This window comes from Pseudomonas sp. 06C 126 (assembly GCF_001855215.1).
Taxonomy (GTDB): Bacteria; Pseudomonadota; Gammaproteobacteria; order Pseudomonadales; family Pseudomonadaceae; genus Aquipseudomonas; species Aquipseudomonas proteolytica.
In genome coordinates this window covers 23,770-42,981 of record NZ_MIFU01000078.1, presented here as the reverse complement: position 1 = coordinate 42,981, position 19,212 = coordinate 23,770, and the positions used below count along the sequence as shown (strand labels likewise).

Annotated in this window: 20 protein-coding genes, 1 tRNA gene and 2 pseudogenes; 17 read left to right on the top strand and 6 right to left on the bottom strand. The window is 59.4% G+C overall.

All coding sequences use genetic code 11. The features are described from left to right. Nucleotides 1-7: 7 nt before the first annotated feature. The gene (locus BHC62_RS11295) at nt 8-220 is read right to left on the bottom strand and encodes a hypothetical protein (protein WP_029294233.1); all 213 of its coding nucleotides are present in this window, start codon (nt 218-220) and stop codon (nt 8-10) included. 135 nt (nt 221-355) lie between these two features. On the opposite strand from BHC62_RS11295, the gene BHC62_RS11290 reads away from it, so the two are divergent. Together BHC62_RS11290 and BHC62_RS11285 are read left to right on the top strand one after the other, a co-directional pair. Further along, nucleotides 356-661: a hypothetical protein gene (locus tag BHC62_RS11290; RefSeq protein ID WP_029294235.1), complete on the top strand. Its 306-nt coding sequence runs from the start codon at nt 356-358 to the stop codon at nt 659-661. Nucleotides 662-809: 148 nt separating this feature from the next. Then, on the top strand, nt 810-1,130 hold the full coding sequence (locus BHC62_RS11285; protein ID WP_029294237.1) for an I78 family peptidase inhibitor: 321 nt from the start codon (nt 810-812) through the stop codon (nt 1,128-1,130). Between the two features lie 67 nt (nt 1,131-1,197). Here the strand turns inward: BHC62_RS11285 and BHC62_RS11280 are convergent, their stop codons facing one another. After that, nucleotides 1,198-1,410, bottom strand: coding sequence for a cold-shock protein (locus BHC62_RS11280; RefSeq protein WP_007905882.1), 213 nt, complete (start codon nt 1,408-1,410; stop codon nt 1,198-1,200). Nucleotides 1,411-1,699: 289 nt separating this feature from the next. Next, entirely contained in the window at nt 1,700-2,011 is a 312-nt protein-coding gene (locus BHC62_RS11275; protein WP_029294244.1) for a hypothetical protein, read from the bottom strand. A gap of 351 nt (nt 2,012-2,362) precedes the next feature. Here BHC62_RS11275 and thrS point away from each other — a divergent pair, with 351 nt between their 5' ends. The 9 genes from thrS to BHC62_RS11230 all read left to right on the top strand — a co-directional run bounded on the left by thrS (nt 2,363) and on the right by BHC62_RS11230 (nt 9,817). Further along, complete coding sequence (thrS, locus tag BHC62_RS11270) at nt 2,363-4,285, top strand: threonine--tRNA ligase (protein ID WP_029294245.1); 1,923 nt, start codon at nt 2,363-2,365, stop codon at nt 4,283-4,285. Continuing rightward, nucleotides 4,285-4,836, top strand: a complete 552-nt coding sequence (gene infC / locus BHC62_RS11265) for a translation initiation factor IF-3 (protein ID WP_169851780.1) — start codon at nt 4,285-4,287, stop codon at nt 4,834-4,836. Before thrS ends, infC begins: the two co-directional genes overlap by 1 nt. A gap of 60 nt (nt 4,837-4,896) precedes the next feature. After that, entirely contained in the window at nt 4,897-5,091 is a 195-nt protein-coding gene (gene rpmI, locus BHC62_RS11260) for a 50S ribosomal protein L35 (protein ID WP_002553160.1), read from the top strand. Between the two features lie 29 nt (nt 5,092-5,120). Beyond that, the gene (gene rplT / locus BHC62_RS11255) at nt 5,121-5,477 is read left to right on the top strand and encodes a 50S ribosomal protein L20 (RefSeq protein WP_003174975.1); all 357 of its coding nucleotides are present in this window, start codon (nt 5,121-5,123) and stop codon (nt 5,475-5,477) included. A gap of 108 nt (nt 5,478-5,585) precedes the next feature. Next, complete coding sequence (gene pheS, locus BHC62_RS11250; protein WP_003203624.1) at nt 5,586-6,602, top strand: phenylalanine--tRNA ligase subunit alpha; 1,017 nt, start codon at nt 5,586-5,588, stop codon at nt 6,600-6,602. A gap of 26 nt (nt 6,603-6,628) precedes the next feature. Further along, nucleotides 6,629-9,007, top strand: a complete 2,379-nt coding sequence (gene pheT, locus BHC62_RS11245) for a phenylalanine--tRNA ligase subunit beta (RefSeq protein WP_070995067.1) — start codon at nt 6,629-6,631, stop codon at nt 9,005-9,007. A 3-nt stretch (nt 9,008-9,010) separates the two neighbouring features. Then, nucleotides 9,011-9,313: an integration host factor subunit alpha gene (gene ihfA, locus BHC62_RS11240; RefSeq protein WP_002553164.1), complete on the top strand. Its 303-nt coding sequence runs from the start codon at nt 9,011-9,013 to the stop codon at nt 9,311-9,313. Next, a complete protein-coding gene (locus BHC62_RS11235) occupies nt 9,294-9,650 on the top strand; it encodes a MerR family transcriptional regulator (protein ID WP_003174972.1) in 357 nt (118 codons plus the stop codon). The genes ihfA and BHC62_RS11235 overlap by 20 nt, the downstream gene beginning before the upstream one ends. Nucleotides 9,651-9,740: 90 nt before the next feature. After that, nucleotides 9,741-9,817, top strand: a tRNA-Pro gene (locus BHC62_RS11230). Nucleotides 9,818-9,896: 79 nt separating this feature from the next. On the opposite strand, the pseudogene BHC62_RS28935 reads toward BHC62_RS11230, so the two are convergent. Further along, nucleotides 9,897-10,372, bottom strand: a pseudogene (locus BHC62_RS28935) (tyrosine-type recombinase/integrase); the annotation flags it as partial. A 58-nt stretch (nt 10,373-10,430) separates the two neighbouring features. On the opposite strand from BHC62_RS28935, the pseudogene BHC62_RS29320 reads away from it, so the two are divergent. Continuing rightward, nucleotides 10,431-10,562: pseudogene (locus BHC62_RS29320) on the top strand (AAA domain-containing protein); the annotation flags it as partial. An 89-nt stretch (nt 10,563-10,651) separates the two neighbouring features. Then, complete coding sequence (locus tag BHC62_RS11220) at nt 10,652-10,978, top strand: DUF2388 domain-containing protein (protein WP_029294305.1); 327 nt, start codon at nt 10,652-10,654, stop codon at nt 10,976-10,978. A 268-nt stretch (nt 10,979-11,246) separates the two neighbouring features. On the opposite strand, the gene BHC62_RS11215 is transcribed toward BHC62_RS11220, so the two are convergent. Next, nucleotides 11,247-12,320, bottom strand: a complete 1,074-nt coding sequence (locus tag BHC62_RS11215) for a major royal jelly family protein (protein ID WP_256324330.1) — start codon at nt 12,318-12,320, stop codon at nt 11,247-11,249. Between the two features lie 302 nt (nt 12,321-12,622). Between BHC62_RS11215 and BHC62_RS11210 the strand changes: the two genes are divergently transcribed. The 4 genes from BHC62_RS11210 (at nt 12,623) to BHC62_RS11195 (ending at nt 17,881) form a co-directional block, all read left to right on the top strand. Continuing rightward, nucleotides 12,623-13,321 carry a response regulator transcription factor gene (locus BHC62_RS11210; protein ID WP_070995065.1) on the top strand — a complete coding sequence of 233 codons (699 nt, stop codon included), beginning with the start codon at nt 12,623-12,625 and terminating at the stop codon, nt 13,319-13,321. Further along, nucleotides 13,321-14,664: a sensor histidine kinase gene (locus BHC62_RS11205; RefSeq protein ID WP_070995064.1), complete on the top strand. Its 1,344-nt coding sequence runs from the start codon at nt 13,321-13,323 to the stop codon at nt 14,662-14,664. Before BHC62_RS11210 ends, BHC62_RS11205 begins: the two co-directional genes overlap by 1 nt. Nucleotides 14,665-14,762: 98 nt before the next feature. Next, nucleotides 14,763-16,994: a TonB-dependent siderophore receptor gene (locus BHC62_RS11200; protein ID WP_070995063.1), complete on the top strand. Its 2,232-nt coding sequence runs from the start codon at nt 14,763-14,765 to the stop codon at nt 16,992-16,994. Continuing rightward, on the top strand, nt 16,994-17,881 hold the full coding sequence (locus BHC62_RS11195; protein WP_070995062.1) for an alpha/beta hydrolase: 888 nt from the start codon (nt 16,994-16,996) through the stop codon (nt 17,879-17,881). The genes BHC62_RS11200 and BHC62_RS11195 overlap by 1 nt, the downstream gene beginning before the upstream one ends. Here BHC62_RS11195 and BHC62_RS11190 read toward each other — a convergent pair. Continuing rightward, a complete protein-coding gene (locus BHC62_RS11190) occupies nt 17,865-19,112 on the bottom strand; it encodes a DUF1835 domain-containing protein (RefSeq protein WP_070995061.1) in 1,248 nt (415 codons plus the stop codon). The two genes, BHC62_RS11195 and BHC62_RS11190, sit on opposite strands and share 17 nt — an antisense overlap. Nucleotides 19,113-19,212 lie beyond the last annotated feature (100 nt).

Here is a 19,212-nt window from a genome sequence, read left to right as displayed (position 1 = left end):
TTGGTTGCTATTCGCGTAGCGGGTCTTCGACCCCCATATGGTCGGCCGGGTATTTCTCGAATATCTGGCCGATAAAGGCCTGTGCGGCCTGGGTGCCCAGTTCCTTGACCAGCAGGTCTATGCCGATGATTGCCAATTCTTCCGGGCTGCCCGGGCTGTAGGAGCTTTGCCCTTGAGGCCACTTGGCTTTGATATCGGCATTGATGGTAACGATGGTCATCGGGTTCTCGCGGTTCGCAAAGGCTGGACTGGCGCGCAGAGTTAACCATTTTGCGCCGCGTTTGGCACTGCTACTTAGGCATGAGGTGAGCGCTGTGCGACACTGGCGCCCTGTTTAATTGTCAGGACAAGCCACGTGCACATCGATTTGACCAACCCCAAGAGCCTTACATTGGAGGCCGTTCGCCAAATGATTGCCAGTGCCAGCGACGACCAGCACACCCAATTGCGTGTGACCAAGGCCGGTATTGCCTATATCTCCTCCTGCGTGGTGGGAGGGATGGAGGTCAACGGGCTGTTGTTCCGCCTGGAAACATGGGCGGCAGGGTCGGGCTACGTGGGCAGGGTGGCGGCCAGTGATGAGGTGTGGGTGACGCAGATTTATAACGCGCTGAAACAGAACTGGCCAAACCCGCCCTTTGACTACATCGACATCTACTGACACTTGTTCATATCTGGTGACGATTGATTCATCAGGCCGTGGCGCTGAGTCAGGCAGACTCGCTTACGGCCAATTGTGACAATTCTGAAACCAATTGGCCAAATCACGGTCGCACGATCTCTGTCCATTTTTTATCAAAGGAGGCTTCATGCCTTGGAAGCTCGCATCATTCGGTACCTTGTTGGCGGCAGCCGTCCTGGCGGGCTGCAGCACTGCGGGTACCTCTGAGCCGGCCAAAGACACGGCTGCGGCTGAGCCTGTTCATACACGCTGCGAATCGAAGGCTGCAGAGTTTGCGGTCGGCCAGAAAGCTTCGCCGCAATTGCTGGAGCAGGCCCGTACCCGTGCGGGTGCGCAGAATGCACGCATTCTCAAGCCCAACGATATGATCACCCTCGAATACCGCTCCGATCGCCTGAACCTCAATACCGATGACAACCTGGTGATCACCCGCGTCAATTGCGGCTAAAAACGCTTTTGCATCCCCCATAAAAAACCCCGTCACATGGACGGGGTTTTTTTGATTGGCGTAGAGATTACTCTGCGCGAACCTGTGCAGCTTGCATACCCTTTTGGCCTTTCTCAGCCACGAAGGAAACGGTTTGGCCTTCTTTCAGGCTTTTGAAACCGTCGCTTTCGATAGCTTTGAAGTGTACGAACAGGTCGTCACCGCCACCTTGAGGAGTGATGAAGCCGAAGCCTTTTTCATCGTTGAACCATTTAACGGTGCCGGTTTGGCGATTAGACATGGTGTATCTCCAAGAAACATATATTTTCAGTAGTGCTGTGCTGCTCAGGCCAACTGGGCACACTGGGCTATCATAGTCGAAATGTTCGGCTTGGGAGCCCCCCCAAGGCACTGTTTGCTAATCAATCGCGTCTTCTTCAGTGCCGTGGCTGGCTGTAAGCCCCGGTTTACGGGGCTTGAGTACGAAATATCAGCTAGTAAAAAAAGCCGTAAAAGCTGTGTAAATTGTGCGAAATAGCAGTTTTCAGAGGGTTTTCAGGCCATTTTGGTGGGCTGATTTCTCGCCACGCTTACTTTTTCTTCACGACCTTGCAGGACGAAATAGCCGCGACTGCTTTGTTTTTTAGCTCCGCGCTGGCGTTCTGGTTAGTCATCAGTTCCTTGATTTCCGCCGTGCTCAATTCCGCGTTGATTTTGTCTGCGCCGCATTCGCAATGGGCTTTGGCGGTTTTGGCATCAACGTTCTGGCTGGCGGCGGCGCTGCAGTCCTGTACGAAGCTATCGCGGGCACCAGCGGGCCAGTTGGAGGGGGCGGCGGCTTGAGCGCCAATGGAGAACAGGGCCAGGGAAGCGGCAAGGGCGAAGATCGAGGTGCTGCGCATGGTGAGATGCTCCTTGAGTCGATAGGACGGACGGCGATTTTCAGTGTGTTTGAGGCCTGTCGTACAGCCCAAGTTCACTTTTGGCTGCAAAAGTCTGGGGTTTGTCGCTACCAGGCTGCAGGGGCGCGCCATGACCGTTCATCTGTGCTAGCATCCACCGCCTGGCTTTTTTCTTGCCAGGTTCCTTTTTGTTTAACTCCAGTCACTCTGGTTCGATTATCGGTTGGCCGAAAGGCTCCTGCCGCTGTAAGGCAGGCGTTCAGCAATGAGCGGCCTGGTGTTGGATCTTGTACTGGCTCATCCCAACCCACGTGACCTTTGGTAGGGGTCACCACTAGGAGAGGAGGCGCCATGCCAACTATTACTCTTCCCGACGGCAGTCAACGTTCATTCGATCATTCGGTTTCCGTAGCCGAGGTCGCCGCATCCATCGGTGCAGGCCTGGCCAAGGCCACCGTAGCCGGCAAGGTCGACGGCAAGCTGGTTGACGCCAGCGACCTGATCACCACCGATGCCAGCCTGCAAATCATCACGCCCAAGGATCAAGAGGGGCTGGAGATCATTCGCCACTCTTGCGCGCACTTGATTGGCCATGCGGTCAAGCAGCTGTATCCAACCGCGAAGATGGTGATCGGCCCGGTCATCGACGAAGGCTTCTATTACGACATCGCCTACGAGCGTCCTTTCACTCCGGACGACCTGGCGGCCATCGAACAGCGCATGCATGCACTGATCGAGAAAGATTACGACGTCATCAAGAAAGTCACGCCGCGCGCCGAAGTGATCGACGTGTTCACCGCCCGTGGCGAGGACTACAAGCTGCGTCTGGTGGAAGACATGCCGGACGAGCAGGCCATGGGCCTGTATTACCACGAAGAATATGTCGACATGTGCCGTGGCCCGCACGTGCCGAACACGCGCTTCCTCAAGTCGTTCAAGTTGACCAAGCTGTCCGGTGCCTACTGGCGCGGGGACGCGAAGAACGAGCAATTGCAGCGCATCTACGGCACCGCCTGGGCTGACAAGAAGCAGTTGGCCGCCTACATCCAGCGCATCGAAGAAGCCGAAAAACGCGACCACCGCAAAATCGGTAAGCGCCTGAACCTGTTTCACCTCCAGGAAGAAGCGCCGGGCATGGTGTTCTGGCACCCGAACGGCTGGACCCTGTACCAAGTGCTTGAGCAGTACATGCGCAAGGTTCAGCGCGAAAACGGCTACCTGGAGATCAAGACTCCACAGGTCGTCGATCGCAGCCTGTGGGAGAAATCCGGGCACTGGGCCAACTATGCCGACAACATGTTCACCACCCAGTCGGAAAACCGCGACTACGCCATCAAGCCGATGAACTGCCCGTGCCACGTACAGGTGTTCAACCAGGGCCTGAAGAGTTACCGCGAGTTGCCAATGCGCCTGGCCGAGTTCGGTGCCTGCCACCGTAACGAGCCATCGGGTGCGCTGCACGGCATCATGCGCGTGCGCGGCTTCACCCAGGATGACGCACACATCTTCTGCACCGAAGAGCAGATGCAGGCCGAATCCGCCGCTTTCATCAAGCTGACCATGGACGTTTATCGCGATTTCGGTTTTACCGAAGTGGAAATGAAGCTGTCCACTCGTCCGGAAAAACGCGTTGGCTCCGACGAATTGTGGGATCGCGCCGAAGCTGCACTGGCCGCAGCGCTAGACAGTGCGGGCCTTGCGTACGATCTGCAGCCGGGCGAAGGCGCCTTCTACGGGCCTAAGATCGAGTTCTCGCTGAAAGATTGCCTTGGCCGTGTCTGGCAATGTGGTACCTTGCAGCTCGATTTTAACCTGCCGATCCGTCTGGGAGCCGAATACGTCTCCGAAGACAACAGCCGTAAACACCCGGTTATGCTGCACCGGGCGATCCTCGGCTCGTTCGAGCGGTTCGTCGGGATACTGATCGAGCACTACGAGGGCGCGTTCCCTGCGTGGCTGGCTCCGACTCAGGCAGTGATCATGAATATCACTGATAAACAGGCCGATTTTGCCGCTGAAGTGGAAAAAACACTCAACGAAAGCGGATTTCGTGCCAAGTCCGACTTGAGAAATGAAAAGATCGGCTTTAAAATCCGCGAGCATACTTTGCTCAAGGTTCCCTATCTTTTGGTTATCGGAGATCGGGAAGTCGAGATGCAGACTGTCGCTGTGCGTACTCGTGAAGGTGCTGACCTGGGCTCGATGCCCGTCGCCCAGTTCGCTGAGTTCCTCGCGCAAGCGGTTTCCCGGCGTGGTCGCCCAGATTCGGAGTAATTATTATTAAGCGTGAAATGAGACAAGATAAACGAGCTGCACCGAAAGCCCCGATCAACGAGAATATCTCGGCACGCGAGGTTCGGTTAATTGGGGCTGAGGGTGAGCAGCTTGGGATTGTGTCAATTGAAGACGCGCTTCTTAAGGCTGAAGAAGCCAAGCTCGATTTGGTGGAAATTTCCGCCGATGCTGTACCGCCTGTCTGCAAGCTGATGGACTACGGCAAATCGATCTTCGAAAAGAAGAAGCAGATTGCCGCAGCCAAGAAAAACCAGAAGCAGATCCAGGTTAAAGAAATCAAGTTTCGTCCAGGGACGGAGGAAGGGGATTACCAGGTAAAACTGCGCAACCTGGTACGTTTCCTGAGTGATGGGGACAGGGCCAAGGTATCCTTGCGATTCCGCGGCCGTGAGATGGCCCACCAGGAGCTGGGTATGGAACTCCTCAAGCGGGTTGAAGCTGACCTGCTGGAGTACGGTTCCGTCGAACAGCATCCTAAGATGGAAGGACGCCAGCTGATCATGGTCATCGCCCCGAAAAAGAAGAAGTAATCAATAGGGCACGGCAGGCCTTCTGATTATGTTTATCAACTGAATGCGGAGTATCCGAACATGCCAAAGATGAAGACTAAAAGTGGTGCTGCTAAGCGGTTTCTGAAAACTGCTAACGGTATCAAGCACAAGCACGCTTTCAAGAGCCACATCCTGACCAAAATGTCGACCAAGCGTAAGCGTCAACTGCGCGGTAGCAGCTTGCTGCATCCGTCTGACGTGGCAAAAGTCGAGCGCATGCTGCGCCTTCGTTAATTTTGGATCAAGAATAGAGGAAGTAACTCATGGCTCGTGTAAAGCGTGGCGTCATTGCCCGTAAGCGTCACAAAAAAATTCTGAAACTCGCTAAAGGCTACTACGGCGCGCGTTCACGCGTATTCCGTGTTGCCAAGCAAGCGGTAATCAAGGCAGGCCAATACGCCTACCGTGACCGTCGTCAGAAAAAACGTCAGTTCCGCGCTCTGTGGATCGCTCGTATCAACGCTGGTGCTCGTGTTAACGGTCTGTCCTACAGCCGTTTCATCGCTGGCCTGAAAAAAGCGTCCATCGAAATCGACCGTAAGGTTCTGGCTGAACTGGCCGTGAACGAAAAAGCGGTGTTTGCTGCGATTGTCGAGAAAGCTAAAGCCACCTTGGCTTAAGTACCCCCGACAGTCACCCTGGGCTACTCCGTAGTCCAAGGTGGTAAACGTCATAAATAGGGGAAGAGCCTTCAAGCTCTTCCCCTATTTTGTATCTGGAGTCTGTACATGGAAAACCTGGACGCGCTGGTTGCTCAAGCTCTTGAAGCTGTGCAAAGCGCTGAAGATATCAATGCCCTGGAGCAAATCCGGGTTCACTACCTTGGCAAAAAGGGTGAATTGACTCAGGTGATGAAGACCCTGGGCAATCTGCCGGCAGAAGAGCGCCCGCAAGTCGGCGCGCTGATCAACGTTGCCAAGGAGCGTGTCACAGAGGTTCTCAATGCGCGCAAGGCGTTGTTCGAGGAGGCCGATCTTGCGGCCAAGCTCGCCGCCGAGTCCATTGACGTGACCCTGCCTGGCCGCGGCCAGACCTCTGGCGGTCTGCATCCGGTTACCCGGACTCTGGAACGTATCGAGCAGTTTTTTACCCACATCGGCTACGGCATTGCCGAAGGCCCTGAGGTCGAAGACGACTATCACAACTTCGAGGCGCTCAACATCCCAGGCCATCACCCGGCCCGGTCGATGCACGACACCTTCTATTTCAATGCGAACATGTTGTTGCGCACCCATACCTCGCCGGTACAGGTCCGCACCATGGAATCGCAGCAGCCGCCGATCCGCATCGTCTGCCCAGGCCGTGTGTATCGTAGCGACTCCGATATCACCCACTCGCCGATGTTCCACCAGGTCGAAGGCCTGCTGGTTGATCGCGATATCAATTTCGCCGACCTCAAAGGCACCATCGAAGAATTCCTGCGGGTGTTCTTCGAAAAAGAGCTGGCGGTACGTTTCCGCCCGTCGTACTTCCCGTTCACCGAGCCTTCCGCTGAAGTCGACATGGAGTGCGTGATGTGCAGCGGTAAAGGCTGCCGCGTCTGCAAGCAGACCGGCTGGCTGGAAGTCATGGGCTGCGGCATGGTTCACCCCAACGTGCTGCGCATGTCCGGGATCGACCCGGAAGAATTCTCGGGCTTTGCCTTCGGTATGGGCGTCGAGCGTCTGGCCATGCTGCGTTACGGCGTGAACGACTTGCGCCTGTTCTTCGACAACGACTTGCGGTTTCTCGCGCAATTTCGCTAGTCGTAACGAACCTTTAGGAGAGCAGGATGAAATTCAGTGAACAATGGCTGCGTGGCTGGGTAAGCCCGCAGGTAAATCGCGATGAGCTGGTTGCTCGTCTGTCGATGGCCGGTCTTGAGGTCGATAGCGTTACACCGGCCGCCGGTGTTTTCAGTGGTGTGGTAGTGGGCGAGGTGCTGAGCACCGAGCAGCACCCGGACGCCGACAAGCTGCGTGTGTGCCAGGTCAGCAATGGTGCGCAAACCTTCCAGGTCGTGTGCGGAGCGCCAAATGTGCGCCCGGGCCTGAAGATTCCGTTCGCGATGATCGGTGCCGAACTGCCCGGTGATTTCAAGATCAAGAAAGCCAAGCTGCGTGGTGTCGAGTCCAACGGCATGCTGTGCTCCCAGGCGGAGTTGCAGGTTGGCGAAGGCAATGATGGCTTGATGGAACTGCCGACCGATGCGCCAGTAGGCCAGGACATTCGTGTCTACCTGGACCTGGAAGACGCCAGCATCGAAGTCGACCTGACCCCGAACCGTGGCGACTGCCTGTCCCTGGCAGGCCTGGCCCGTGAAGTGGGCGCGTTGTACAACGCGCCCGTCACCCGTCCAGTGGTTGCTGCTGTGCCTGCGGTGCACGATGAAGTGCGCTCGATCGAAGTGCTGGCGCCAAGCGCGTGCCCGCGCTACCTGGGGCGTGTGATCCGCAATGTCGACCTGTCCAAGCCGACCCCCCTGTGGATGGTCGAGCGCCTGCGTCGCGCCGATGTACGCAGCATCGATGCCGCCGTCGACATCACCAACTACGTGATGCTGGAGCTGGGTCAGCCGCTGCACGCCTTCGACCTTGCCGAAATCAACGGTGGGATTCGTGTGCGTATGGCCGAGGAAGGCGAAAAGCTGGTCTTGCTCGATGGTCAGGAAGTCACCCTGCGCAGCGATACCCTGGTGATCGCTGATCACTCACGCGCCCTGGCCATTGCCGGTGTGATGGGCGGTGAGCACAGTGGCGTATCCGCGACGACCCGTGATGTGTTCCTGGAAAGCGCTTTCTTTGACCAGATCGCCGTGGCAGGCAAGGCTCGTTCCTACGGCCTGCACACCGATGCCTCGCACCGCTATGAGCGTGGCGTGGACTGGCAACTGGCCCGTGAAGCCATGGAGCGCGCCACTGGCCTGCTGCTGGAAATCACTGGTGGTGAAGCCGGACCGATCACTGAGACCGTCAGCGAGCAGCACTTGCCGTCGATTGCACCGGTGACGCTGCGCGCCCAGCGCGTTGAGCAAATGCTCGGCCTGGTGATTGAAGACGCGGAAATCGTCCGCCTGCTGACCGGCCTTGGCCTGGGCATCAGCGCTGATGGGGCAGGGCAGTGGCGTGTAGCAGTGCCAAGCCATCGCTTCGATATCAGCCTTGAAGTCGACCTGATCGAAGAGCTGGCCCGTCTATACGGCTACAACCGCCTGCCGGTTCGTTATCCGCAAGCGCGGCTGGCCCCGCAACCCAAGGCTGAAGCTCGTGCGCATCTGCCAGAGCTACGCCGTCTGCTGGTCGCCCGTGGGTATCAGGAAGCCGTGACCTACAGCTTCATCGATCCCAAGCAATTCGAACTGTTCAACCCGGGCGTCGAGCCATTGTTGCTGGCCAACCCGATCTCCAACGACATGGCGGCCATGCGCTCGTCCCTGTGGCCGGGCCTGGTGAAAGCACTTTCCCACAACCTGAACCGCCAGCAGGACCGCGTACGTATGTTTGAAAGCGGCCTGCGCTTTGTCGGCCAATTGGATGGCCTGAAGCAAGAGCCAATGCTGGCCGGTGTAGTCTGCGGCAGCCGTCTGCCGGAAGGTTGGGCGCAGGGTCGCGACCCAGTGGACTTCTTTGACGTCAAGGCCGACGTGGAAGCGGTGCTGGGCTTCGCTGGTGCGCTGGATGCCTTCGCGTTTGTTCCCGGCAGCCACCCAGCGTTGCATCCGGGCCAGACTGCGCGTATCGAGCGCGAAGGCCGCCTGGTTGGTTTCGTTGGTGCTATCCACCCTGAGCTGTCGAAAACCCTCGGTCTCGACCGTCCGGTCTTCGTCTTCGAGTTGGTATTGGCTGAAGTCGCTGCAGGCAAGATGCCTAAATTCAGCGAGCTGTCGCGTTTCCCGGAAGTACGTCGTGACCTGGCCCTGGTGGCAGATCGTGATGTAGCGGCCAGCGCTGTGCTGGAAGTAATCCGAGAAAATGCAGGCGAATGGCTGACGGACCTCAGGCTATTTGACGTCTATCAGGGTAAAGGCATTGATCCGCATAGAAAAAGCCTTGCAGTTGGCTTGACCTGGCAGCATCCATCGCGCACTCTTAATGACGATGAGGTGAATACCACGACGCAAAATATCCTCACCTCGCTCGAACAAAGGTTGAACGCCACGTTAAGGAAGTGACGTATGGGGGCTTTGACGAAAGCTGAGATGGCGGAACGTCTGTACGAAGAGTTGGGTCTGAACAAGCGCGAGGCCAAGGAATTGGTCGAGCTGTTTTTTGAAGAAATCAGGCACGCTCTGGAAGACAACGAACAGGTCAAATTGTCCGGTTTCGGCAATTTTGACCTGCGGGACAAACGCCAGCGGCCTGGCCGCAATCCAAAAACGGGAGAAGAAATCCCGATCACGGCTCGCCGTGTGGTCACCTTTCGTCCAGGGCAGAAGTTGAAGGCCCGAGTTGAGGCTTATGCTGGAACCAAGTCATAACGACGAGCTACCCGTCATCCCAGGCAAACGCTACTTCACCATCGGTGAAGTCAGCGAGCTATGTGCGGTAAAACCGCACGTACTGCGCTATTGGGAGCAGGAGTTTCCTCAACTCAACCCCGTCAAACGCACAGGGAACCGTCGGTATTATCAGCGCCAGGATGTGCTGATGATCCGACAGATCCGTGCGTTGCTGTACGATCAGGGGTTCACCATCAGCGGCGCACGCCAGCGTATGTCCGGTGATGAAGCCAAAGACGACACCACCCAATACAAGCAACTGATCCGCCAGATGATCTCCGAACTCGAAGATGTGCTGGTTGTTTTGAAGAAGTGAAACAAGCCTTTAAAATACTTCCACATTTCAAATGCTTGCGGTATATTCCTGATCGCTTCGTTACGAAGCGAACCCAGTTTCACGCCTAGTCGGGGCGTAGCGCAGTCCGGTAGCGCACTAGCATGGGGTGCTAGGGGTCGAGTGTTCGAATCACTCCGTCCCGACCAAATTTTTCAATGACTTAGGCCAATGTTCACAGCATTGGCCTTTTTCATGTGCGTGACTTTTGCGTGACTTGTCGTTTTCTCACGCCTGCTTCCTCTTCAAAATTGTCAGGACCGGTCCGCGAGAATCGGTTGCTGATACCATATTCGCAGCTTCGATCAGATGCCCAAGCTCAGCGCCTGAGTAGTGACTGGTGATGCTGCCGTTCTTGTGCCCCAGAAGGGTCTTGCGATCTTCCTAGGTTACACCTGCTGCGCGTAGCCGCCGGCCGAACGTGTGTTTAAGGTCATGGATCCTGATGGATGCATACCCAGGGTGAGCGGGGCGAAGGCTTTCCTTCTGCCAGAGTTTCGCCGCTCTCACCCGAGCCTTCTTCCAGGCCGAGTCGTTCATTCGGTGCATCGCGGTGCCGTTGTATGGGAAACCCCATTCCTTGCTGATACCGCGCTGCTTTTCGATGATCGACCTAGCCACGCTGTTCAGCACTACGAGCCGCTCGTCACCGTTCTTCACGCCTGACCGCTCATGCCGCCCCCAAAGTCGGCCGGTATTAGAATTTCAGCAATTCTCTGGCTGGGGCTACTCAGCTCCTGCACGATGACAGAACCAAAATTTACGCCATTCGATCTCGTTATCTTTGATGAGGCATCTCAAATACCTGTCCGGGATACCATCGGCGCAATGGCCCGAGGGAAGCTAGTGGTGATGGTAAGCGACCCCAAACAGCGCCCTCCAACTTCGTTCTTTATGGCCGGCGCGCATAACAGGAGCGGAGCAGCACACCCCCCCAACTCTGTTATCGTGGCGCGCATCTGAAGGCAAGGAAGCGATCAACAGTGGATTTCTGCAAACCTCTAGCAATCACCCTCATGGTGTCGATTGGCAATCTGGCTGTGGCCGCCGAGAACAATAATCCGTTCCAGGGGGCGCTCATGATCACTTCGGTAGCCCCCTTCGTCATCACCTCGGCAGCCACCGCAGGCACGTCCTATATTCCAGAGCTTTTCAAATCATCCAAAAGTGACGCGCTGGCGTTCATTGGTTCCGATGGCCAGATCCGTGGTGCGCAGTTCGAGCAGGCGTGCAGGTATTACCGCTCGACCTACAAGCCTGCGCTGATGACTGACGCACAACTGGCCCTGGCGATCGCCGCTGCAGGCTGATGGGTTACTCACCCCGCGATGATGCAGCACTTCCCCGGTCATGAAGCTCGCGCCGTGGCTGCACAGGAATGCGATCACCGAGGCGATTTCGCTGGGCAGGCTCCCGTGCTGACGGGCCGCGCCGCCTCACGGCCTGCCGAATTCCAGACAAAGAAAAGCCCGCGATGGGGAGTGCGGGCTTAAAGGTTTTCACTAGGAGCTGGGACTACCCTATGCGCCCGACTGTGAAAGGGATGTGAAAGCGCTAAGCAATTCGCATGGACGCTGATCAGCGATGGGTCGACAAGTGATAAACCCTCATCGGCCACTGCACCAGGGATTGGCCGTTGTTGAATAACCCTACCCGGTCCATTTGGGGTGTGGGCAGCCACAGTGTGCCGTCCTTATCCAGGAAGGGCGCATCAACCCAATGCAAGCGCTTGTCCTGGATCAGGGTTTCGATCTGCCCATCAGTGCGGCGTACGCGAATGGCGTCGTGCGCCAGGTCGGAAAAGTACAGGTTGCCCTGTGCATCCATGACCGACCCGCCGGTTGCCGGGATATCGGCAAAAAACTCCACCCGCGCGGCCAGTTGCTCTGGGGTCAGGGCCCGGTTTGCAAGGTCTTGGATACGTACCTTGGACCACGGGCCTTGCAGCGGGCCGTAATACAGCCAGATGCCGTCAATACTGACTTCCAGCGGGTCGGCGTTGACGCGCAGGGGCTCGCCGTTGGGAGCCTTGACCACGTGGTTGCTGAGGACCAAGTCCCGGTCAGGCGGGGCGTTTACCGAGGCATGCTGGTTCAACACGCGGCGGGCAGCGCCGGTCTTCAGGTCCAGCACAATAATGCCGGCATTTCCCGCATCGGTGAGGAAGGCCATGCCGGCGCTGAAGCGCACGTCATCTACATAGCTGCCGGCTGTGGCGATATCCGGCCCGAAGAAGTAGGTTCGAACCACCTGGTTGGTAGGCAGGTCGATACACACCAGCTTCGCGCCCTGGTGGACGGGGTTGCCGCCGAACTCGGGTGAGCCGGTATCCACCACCCACAGTTTGTTGCCTTCCAGGCGCAAGGCATTGATGTTCACAAAGGCGTTGGCAGCATCCAACCCAGGCGCCCAGTTGTTCCAGGCATCCTTTGGATAGGCGCTGTGCTGGCCATTGCTGTCAACCGCCGTCAGTTGCGGCCCCTGGGTGCCGGTCCAACGGGGGCCGGAGAGAAATGTGCGGCCGCTGTAGTGCGCCACGGCATTCCAGATCTGCCCGGAGCTTTGGACGGCGACGTCCAGTTCGGGCTGTTTGGCGGCGCTGCACCCAACCAGCAGTGCCAGCATGGCAGCGCCCAGCAGCAAGCGCGTCATGACCGTGTGCCCCCTGCGCGGGCGCAGGTATCCCATAACTCTGTGAGACGTTGATGGAGGGTTTGCATGAACTGGCTGACGGTGGTTTTCGACATGATGCTTCTCCTGTATCCGGTGAGGTGACCTAACGAGGAGATAGCTTGATTGCTGGTGTTTAACTGAAAAAGCCCAGGTTCGATGCATTCAGTTTCTTCAAAATATTGATAATCGGCGCTCGAACAGCACAACACGCACCATTCGTTGCGCAATGTTTCTCCGGGTGAGAAACTGGCCTAATTGTGAACAGTTATCATCCACTGCCTATGACATCTTCTTCCGCGCGCATCCTGGTCATCGAGGATGACGTCGAGCTGTGCACCCATCTTTGTACCCACCTGAGCCGCCGTGGATTTGCCATGAGCAGTGCGCATTGCGGTGATCAGGGCTTGAGCATGGCCCTGGACCCGGCAGTCGAACTGATCCTGCTGGATATCATGCTGCCCAACGAAAACGGTCTGAAGGTGCTGGCGCGCTTGCGCAGCGAGCGGGGCACGCCGGTGATTCTGATGTCGGCCCTGGGCGCCGAGCAGGATCGCATTACCGGATTCAGCCAGGGCGCGGACGACTATCTGCCCAAGCCTTTCAGCCTCGCCGAGCTGGATGTGCGGATCGACGCCCTACTGCGGCGGGTGGCCCTTGATCGCGGCACTCGAGCCTTCAGGCCAGCATTGCTGGATCTGGATATAGACGCCCGGGATGTAATGTTCAACGGCTGCCCAGCCGGGCTGACGGGTTCGGAATTCCGCTTGCTGTGCACGCTGCATGAGCATGCCGGCGAACCCCTGTCCAAAGCGTTCCTGTACCAGCATGTATTGCACCGCGCCTATACGCGGCTCGATCGTGGCCTGGATGTGCATGTGTGCAATGTGCGGCGCAAGCTGGCGGCGATCAACCTGCAGGGCGTGCGTATCGAGGCGGTGCGTCACCAGGGCTATGTGCTGCTGTGCGAAGGCTTGGGCTGATGCAGCGCCGGCATCCACTGCTGTGGAAAATGGCACTGTTGCAAGTGTGTTTCTGCTTGCTGCTGGTCTGGTTGGTCTGGGGCTGGGGCTTGCAGGTGGAGCGCAGCACATACTTTCTTGAAGAGCCCGACCGCGCGGCCCTGACCGCCTATGCCGCCCAGGCCGAAGAGGTGGCCGCCACCGGCGACGCCAACGCCGTGGAGCGGTGGCGCCAGGCCCTGCAACAGCGTGAGCACACTTGGGTGGGCGTGCTCGACCCGTTTCTGCAAAGCCTCGGCACACAAGCGCTGACGGCGGCCGAGGTCAGCCACCTGACCTTTATGCGCAAGCCCAGTTGGCCCATGAGCAAGCGCCTGGAGGATGAACTGCCCTATGTCAGCATCGCCTTTCCGCAACGCCCGGAGCGCGGCCGCCTGGTCATGCAACTGCCCGAGCGCCTGCTGCCATCGGGGCTCACGCCATGGACGCACCTGTTTACCCACGGTGTGGTGCCGGTCGTGTTGGCCTTGGGCCTGGGCCTGTTGCTATATCGCCACTTGGTGGTGCCGTTGAACGAATTGCGCGAGCGCGCTAACGCCCTGAGTGCCGGTGACCTGGCGCCACTGGCCAGCAGTTCCGTGACCCGGCGCGGTGATGAATTGGGTGAGTTGGCGCGCGCCTACGAGCATATGGCCGAGCGCCTGCGCCAGAGCCTGCAGCAGCAGCGCCAACTGTTGCGCACCTTGTCCCATGAAATCCGCACGCCCTTGGCCCGCTTGAAAATCGCCAGCGAAAGCGGCCTGGCGCGCCAACAGTTGGAGCAACGGCTGACGCGGGAAGTCGAGGAGATGCGGCGCCTGGTGGATGACTCCCTCAACCTGGCCTGGCTGGATACCGAAAAGCCGCGCCTGGGGGCCGAGGATGTGCGGGTGACCTCGGTGTGGGAAGCGCTGGTGCAGGACGCGCATTTCGAGACCGACTGGCCATTGCAGGCGCTGGTGTGCGAGGTGGACGGTGCGTGCGAGGTCAGGGTCCACCTCAACAGCTTCGCCCAGGCCCTGGAAAACATCCTGCGCAATGCAATCCGCCATTCACCCCCAGGCGGTGTGATCCGCTTGAGCGGCGTGCGTGAAGGCGATACGTGGCTGCTGACCGTCGAAGACCACGGCCCCGGTGTTGCCGAAGCCGACCTGGAGCGGATTTTTGAACCCTACCTGCGCCTGGACGGTGCGCCCGGTACCGGCTTTGGCCTGGGCTTGAGCATTGCCCGGCGGGCTATCGAACTGCAAGGCGGCCAGTTGTGGGCCAGCCATGGCACGCAAGGTTTGCGCATGCACCTGCGGGTGGCGGCGGCAAATGTTTAGAAAGTTAATGTTCTTTACTCGCAATTGCATCTGATTATCATCTGCGATCTTTGCTGGCCTACCGCTATCGGTGGGCTTGACGTTCCGGAGATCTTCCCATGCACCGTCTGCCGCCCCTGTCCCTGCTAGCCCTGAGTATGTGCAGCCTGCTGCCCGCCAGCAGCTTTGCCGCCGAGCCCGAGACGCCCGCGCGTCTTGAACTGCAAACCCAGACCGTACTGGGCACGGCGCAGGAAGAGATCAAGCAGGCGCCCGGTGTGTCGATCATCACCGCCGAAGACATCAAGAAGCGCCCACCGGCCAATGACCTGTCGGACATCATCCGCACCATGCCCGGCGTCAACCTCACAGGCAATTCCAGCAGTGGCCAGCGCGGCAACAACCGGCAGATCGATATCCGTGGCATGGGCCCGGAAAACACCCTGATCCTGGTCGATGGCAAGCCGGTGGGCAGCCGCAACTCCGTGCGCTATGGCTGGCGCGGCGAGCGTGACAGCCGTGGCGACAGCAACTGGGTGCCGGCCGACCAGGTCGAGCGCATCGAGGTCATCCGTGGCCCGGCTGCCGCCCGTTACGGCAACGGCGCCGCCGGTGGCGTGGTGAACATCATCACCAAACAACCCGGTACCGAGACCCACGGTTCGGCGACCATTTACCACAACTTCGCCCAGCACAGCGCCGAAGGCGAGACCCAGCGCATGAACTTCGGCCTGAACGGCCCGCTGACCGACACCCTCAGCTACCGGGTATACGGCAACGTGGCGAAAACCAATGCCGACGACGCCGACATCAACAGCGGCCATGAATCCAAACGTACCGGTAACCAGGTCGGCACCTTGCCGGCGGGGCGCGAAGGGGTGCGCAACAAGGACGTCAACGGCCTGTTGAGCTGGCAGATGACGCCTGAGCAAACCCTGGACCTGGAAGCCGGCTTCAGCCGCCAGGGCAACATCTACACCGGTGACACCCAGAACACCAACAGCAACGCCAATGTGAAAAAACTGCTCGGCCACGAGACCAACGTGATGTACCGCGAGACCTACGCCGTGACCCATCGCGGCGACTGGGACCTGGGCACCAGCCTGGCCTACCTGCAATACGAAAAGACCCGCAACAGCCGGATCAGCGAGGGCTTGGCGGGCGGCACCGAAGGGATCTTCTCCAGCAGCAACTTCAATACCAGCGTCTTGCGCGACCTGACCGCCCACGGCGAACTCAGCCTGCCCTTGCATGCCGGGGTGGACCAGGTACTGACCGTGGGCACCGAGTGGGTCGAGCAGCAACTGGATGACCCCAGCTCCAACGTGCAAACCACCACCGCCGGCGGCAGCGTGCCGGGGCTGGCCGGGAGCAACCGCAGCAGTTCGTCCTCGGCGCGGATTTTCTCGGTGTTCGTTGAAGACAACATTGAGCTGCGCCCCGGCACGCGCCTGACCCCCGGCCTGCGCATGGACCATCACGACATCGTGGGCGACAACTGGAGCCCGTCACTGAACCTGTCCCAGGTGCTCACCGACACCCTGACCCTGAAAGCCGGGATCGCCCGCTCCTACAAGGCGCCCAACCTCTACCAGCTCAACCCCAACTACTTGCTGTACAGCAATGGCCAGGGTTGCTACGGGCAGACCACCAGTTGCTACCTGCAAGGCAATGCCGAACTGGACGCCGAAACCAGCGTCAACAAGGAACTGGGGATCGAGTACCGCAACGAGGGGGTGGTCGCCGGCCTGACGTACTTCCGTAACGACTACAAAAACAAAATCGAGTCGGGCCTGACCCCGGTCGGCAACGCCAGCGGTGGTACCGGCACCACGGCCAACGCAAGCATTTTCCAGTGGGAAAACGTGCCCAAGGCCTTGGTCGAAGGGCTGGAAGGCACCCTGGCCCTGCCGTTGACCGAGCAGTTGAACTGGACCAACAACTTCACCTACATGCTGCAATCGAAAAACAAGCAGACCGGCGATGTGCTGTCTGTCGCGCCCAAGTACACCTTGAACTCGATGCTCGACTGGCAGGCCAGCGATGCCCTGTCCCTGCAAATGAGCGTGGCCTGGTACGGCAAGCAAACCCCGAAAAAATACGATTACCACGGCGATCGCGTGACGGGTTCGGGCAACAACCAATTATCGCCCTATGCCATTGCCGGCGTCAGCGGCACGTACGCTTTGAGCAAGAACCTGAGCCTGACAGCCGGCGTCGTCAACCTGTTCGACAAACGCCTGTGGCGCGAAGGCAATGCCCAGGGCGTGGCCAATATCGAAGGGGCGGGTGCCGCGACCTATAACCAGTCCGGCCGCACCTTGTACACCAGCCTGACGGCGTCCTTTTGATGGGGCGCTGGATCAGCCTGGCGCTGCTGCTGATTACCCCGCTCGCGGTTGCCCGGCCCGCGCCGGATCAGTTGATGGATGCGCCGGTGTTGCGCGAATCCAGTGCCTATAGCTTCAGCAGCCTGGAGCTGGATTCGGCCGATGGCGCCCGCCATTACCGGATCTGGCTGGGGCAGCCGTCGACGGTGAGTGACGCCACCCCAGTGGCGTACTTGCTCGATGGCAACGCCGCGATGGCTGCGCTGGATAGCCAGAGCCTGGACCGACTGGCACACAGTGTGGCGCCTCCGGTGCTGGTCGCCGTGGGCTATGCCACGCCGCTGCGCATCGAGCGTACTGCACGTACTTTTGACTACACGCCGAAAGTCGGCAGCGCCACGCAACAGCGGGACCCTTTGACTGCCGTGCCCAGTGGCGGTGCGGATGTGTTTCTTGACCTGCTGACCGGGACCGTTCGCCCGCTGATCAATCAGCGTCTGGGCATCACCCCACAGCGGCAATTGCTATGGGGGCACTCCTACGGTGGTCTGCTGGTGCTGCATGCCTTGCTGACACGCCCACAAGCCTTCGATGACTACGCGGCCGCGAGTCCTTCGTTATGGTGGAACCAGGGGCTGATGACGGCAGAGGCCAACGGCCTGGCGCAACGCCTGCGGGGCAGCCAGCCCCGCTTGCTGCTGATGCGTGGCGACCAGGAACCGGCCAGCCCGGGAGCCGTGTCGCCGGCCAAAGAGGCCAGTGACACGGCGTTCAAGGCGTTGCTGGGCACACTCCATCAGGTGGATGGGCTACACGTGCGTCACCTGACCTTCACCGGGCTGGGGCATGGCCCGATGTTGCCGGCATCCTTGCGCTATACCCTGCAGATGCTCAGCCAGGGGCGTTAGCCCGCCAGGCTGGCACGTCCTCGGCATCAATCGTCCAGTGCGGCTGGCCGGGCACGATCTGCACGCCACCGACCCAACGCGGGTGGCTTGCGTGATCGGGCCAGTACGCGCGGCCATTCAGCACCCTGACGCCCAGCGGTGTCAGCGCCAATGTACGTTCAGGCCATGGCCGGTCGGCGTCGGACTCCGTCAGCAAAGGAGCGGCGCCGTCGATCAGCGGCCGCATCAGGGCGTGGAACATCATGTCGCCAAGAAAGGGCAGGGGGTCTCGCTTGGCCATCAGCTCGGCGAACACCCGGGCAAACGCCGTGGGGCCGACTTCGGCCAGATACTCCAGGGCCAGGCGCTCGGTCAGCGACAAACCGTCACGCGCGCCGGGCAGCTCCTGCAACTGCCGACGCAGTGCCGGGGCCAGCAAGGGCAAGGCGGGGTGGGGCGCGCGGGCCAGTTGCGCGAGGGCCACGGGCGAGTTGTCGCAATAGGCCGCCCACGCCTGCCGCGCCAACTGGCGCATCGGCTCGTCGACCGGCCGACGTTGGGGCCACAGCCACGCCAATACCTGCGGCGCCAATTGGCCGATACCGATAAAGCGTTGTACGCCGGGTATGTGGTCGACTTCGATCAGCTCCAGCCTGGCGGGCGTATGGTCAAGACCTGCCAGGGCACGGATCAAAAACAACTGGTCATAGCCATCGGCTTCGCACCACAACACGCTGTGATCGGCGCTGCCCAGTTCCTTGAGATGGGTGTATTCATCGTCCAGGCGGCGCGCGGCATCTGCCACGTCCAGGGTAAACGCCTGGCTGATGAAACGCGCCCGCGTCGCCCGGTAGGCCTCGGTGGGCAAGGCTTGGACCGGGCCCATGCACAGCGGATCGCTGAGCATCCGGAAGCGCCCCTGGAACCCGGCCAAGCCAAGGCTGTGGGCAATATCATTGCCGCAACGCCAATGGGTGGTGCGCGCTTCATCACTGGCCTCGAAGCCCGGGTGGCTGGCGGCGAAGTCCACCGCATCCACATGGGCCTTGAGTTTTGGCCAACTGCTGAAACCCAACTGTCGGGCAATCAGCCATTGAGCATCGGACAGGGTCGGCGGCGGGTGGGCAACCTGCGCCAGTTCATCGGGCGCCGTGCCTTGTTTCATACGCTGTAAAAGCTCCTTGGCGCGCTTGCGCTGCTGCTCAAGGTTGATACGGCCGTCAGTGGACGGTGAGACGGGGCGTTGCGACATACGATCTCCTTGCACAAACCTTGTCCGCTTTAAGGTTGGGAGTCGTAGTGATGTGATAGGCAGTCATGTCTTGGGCGCAGCCCTTTCCGCGGAGGGTGGC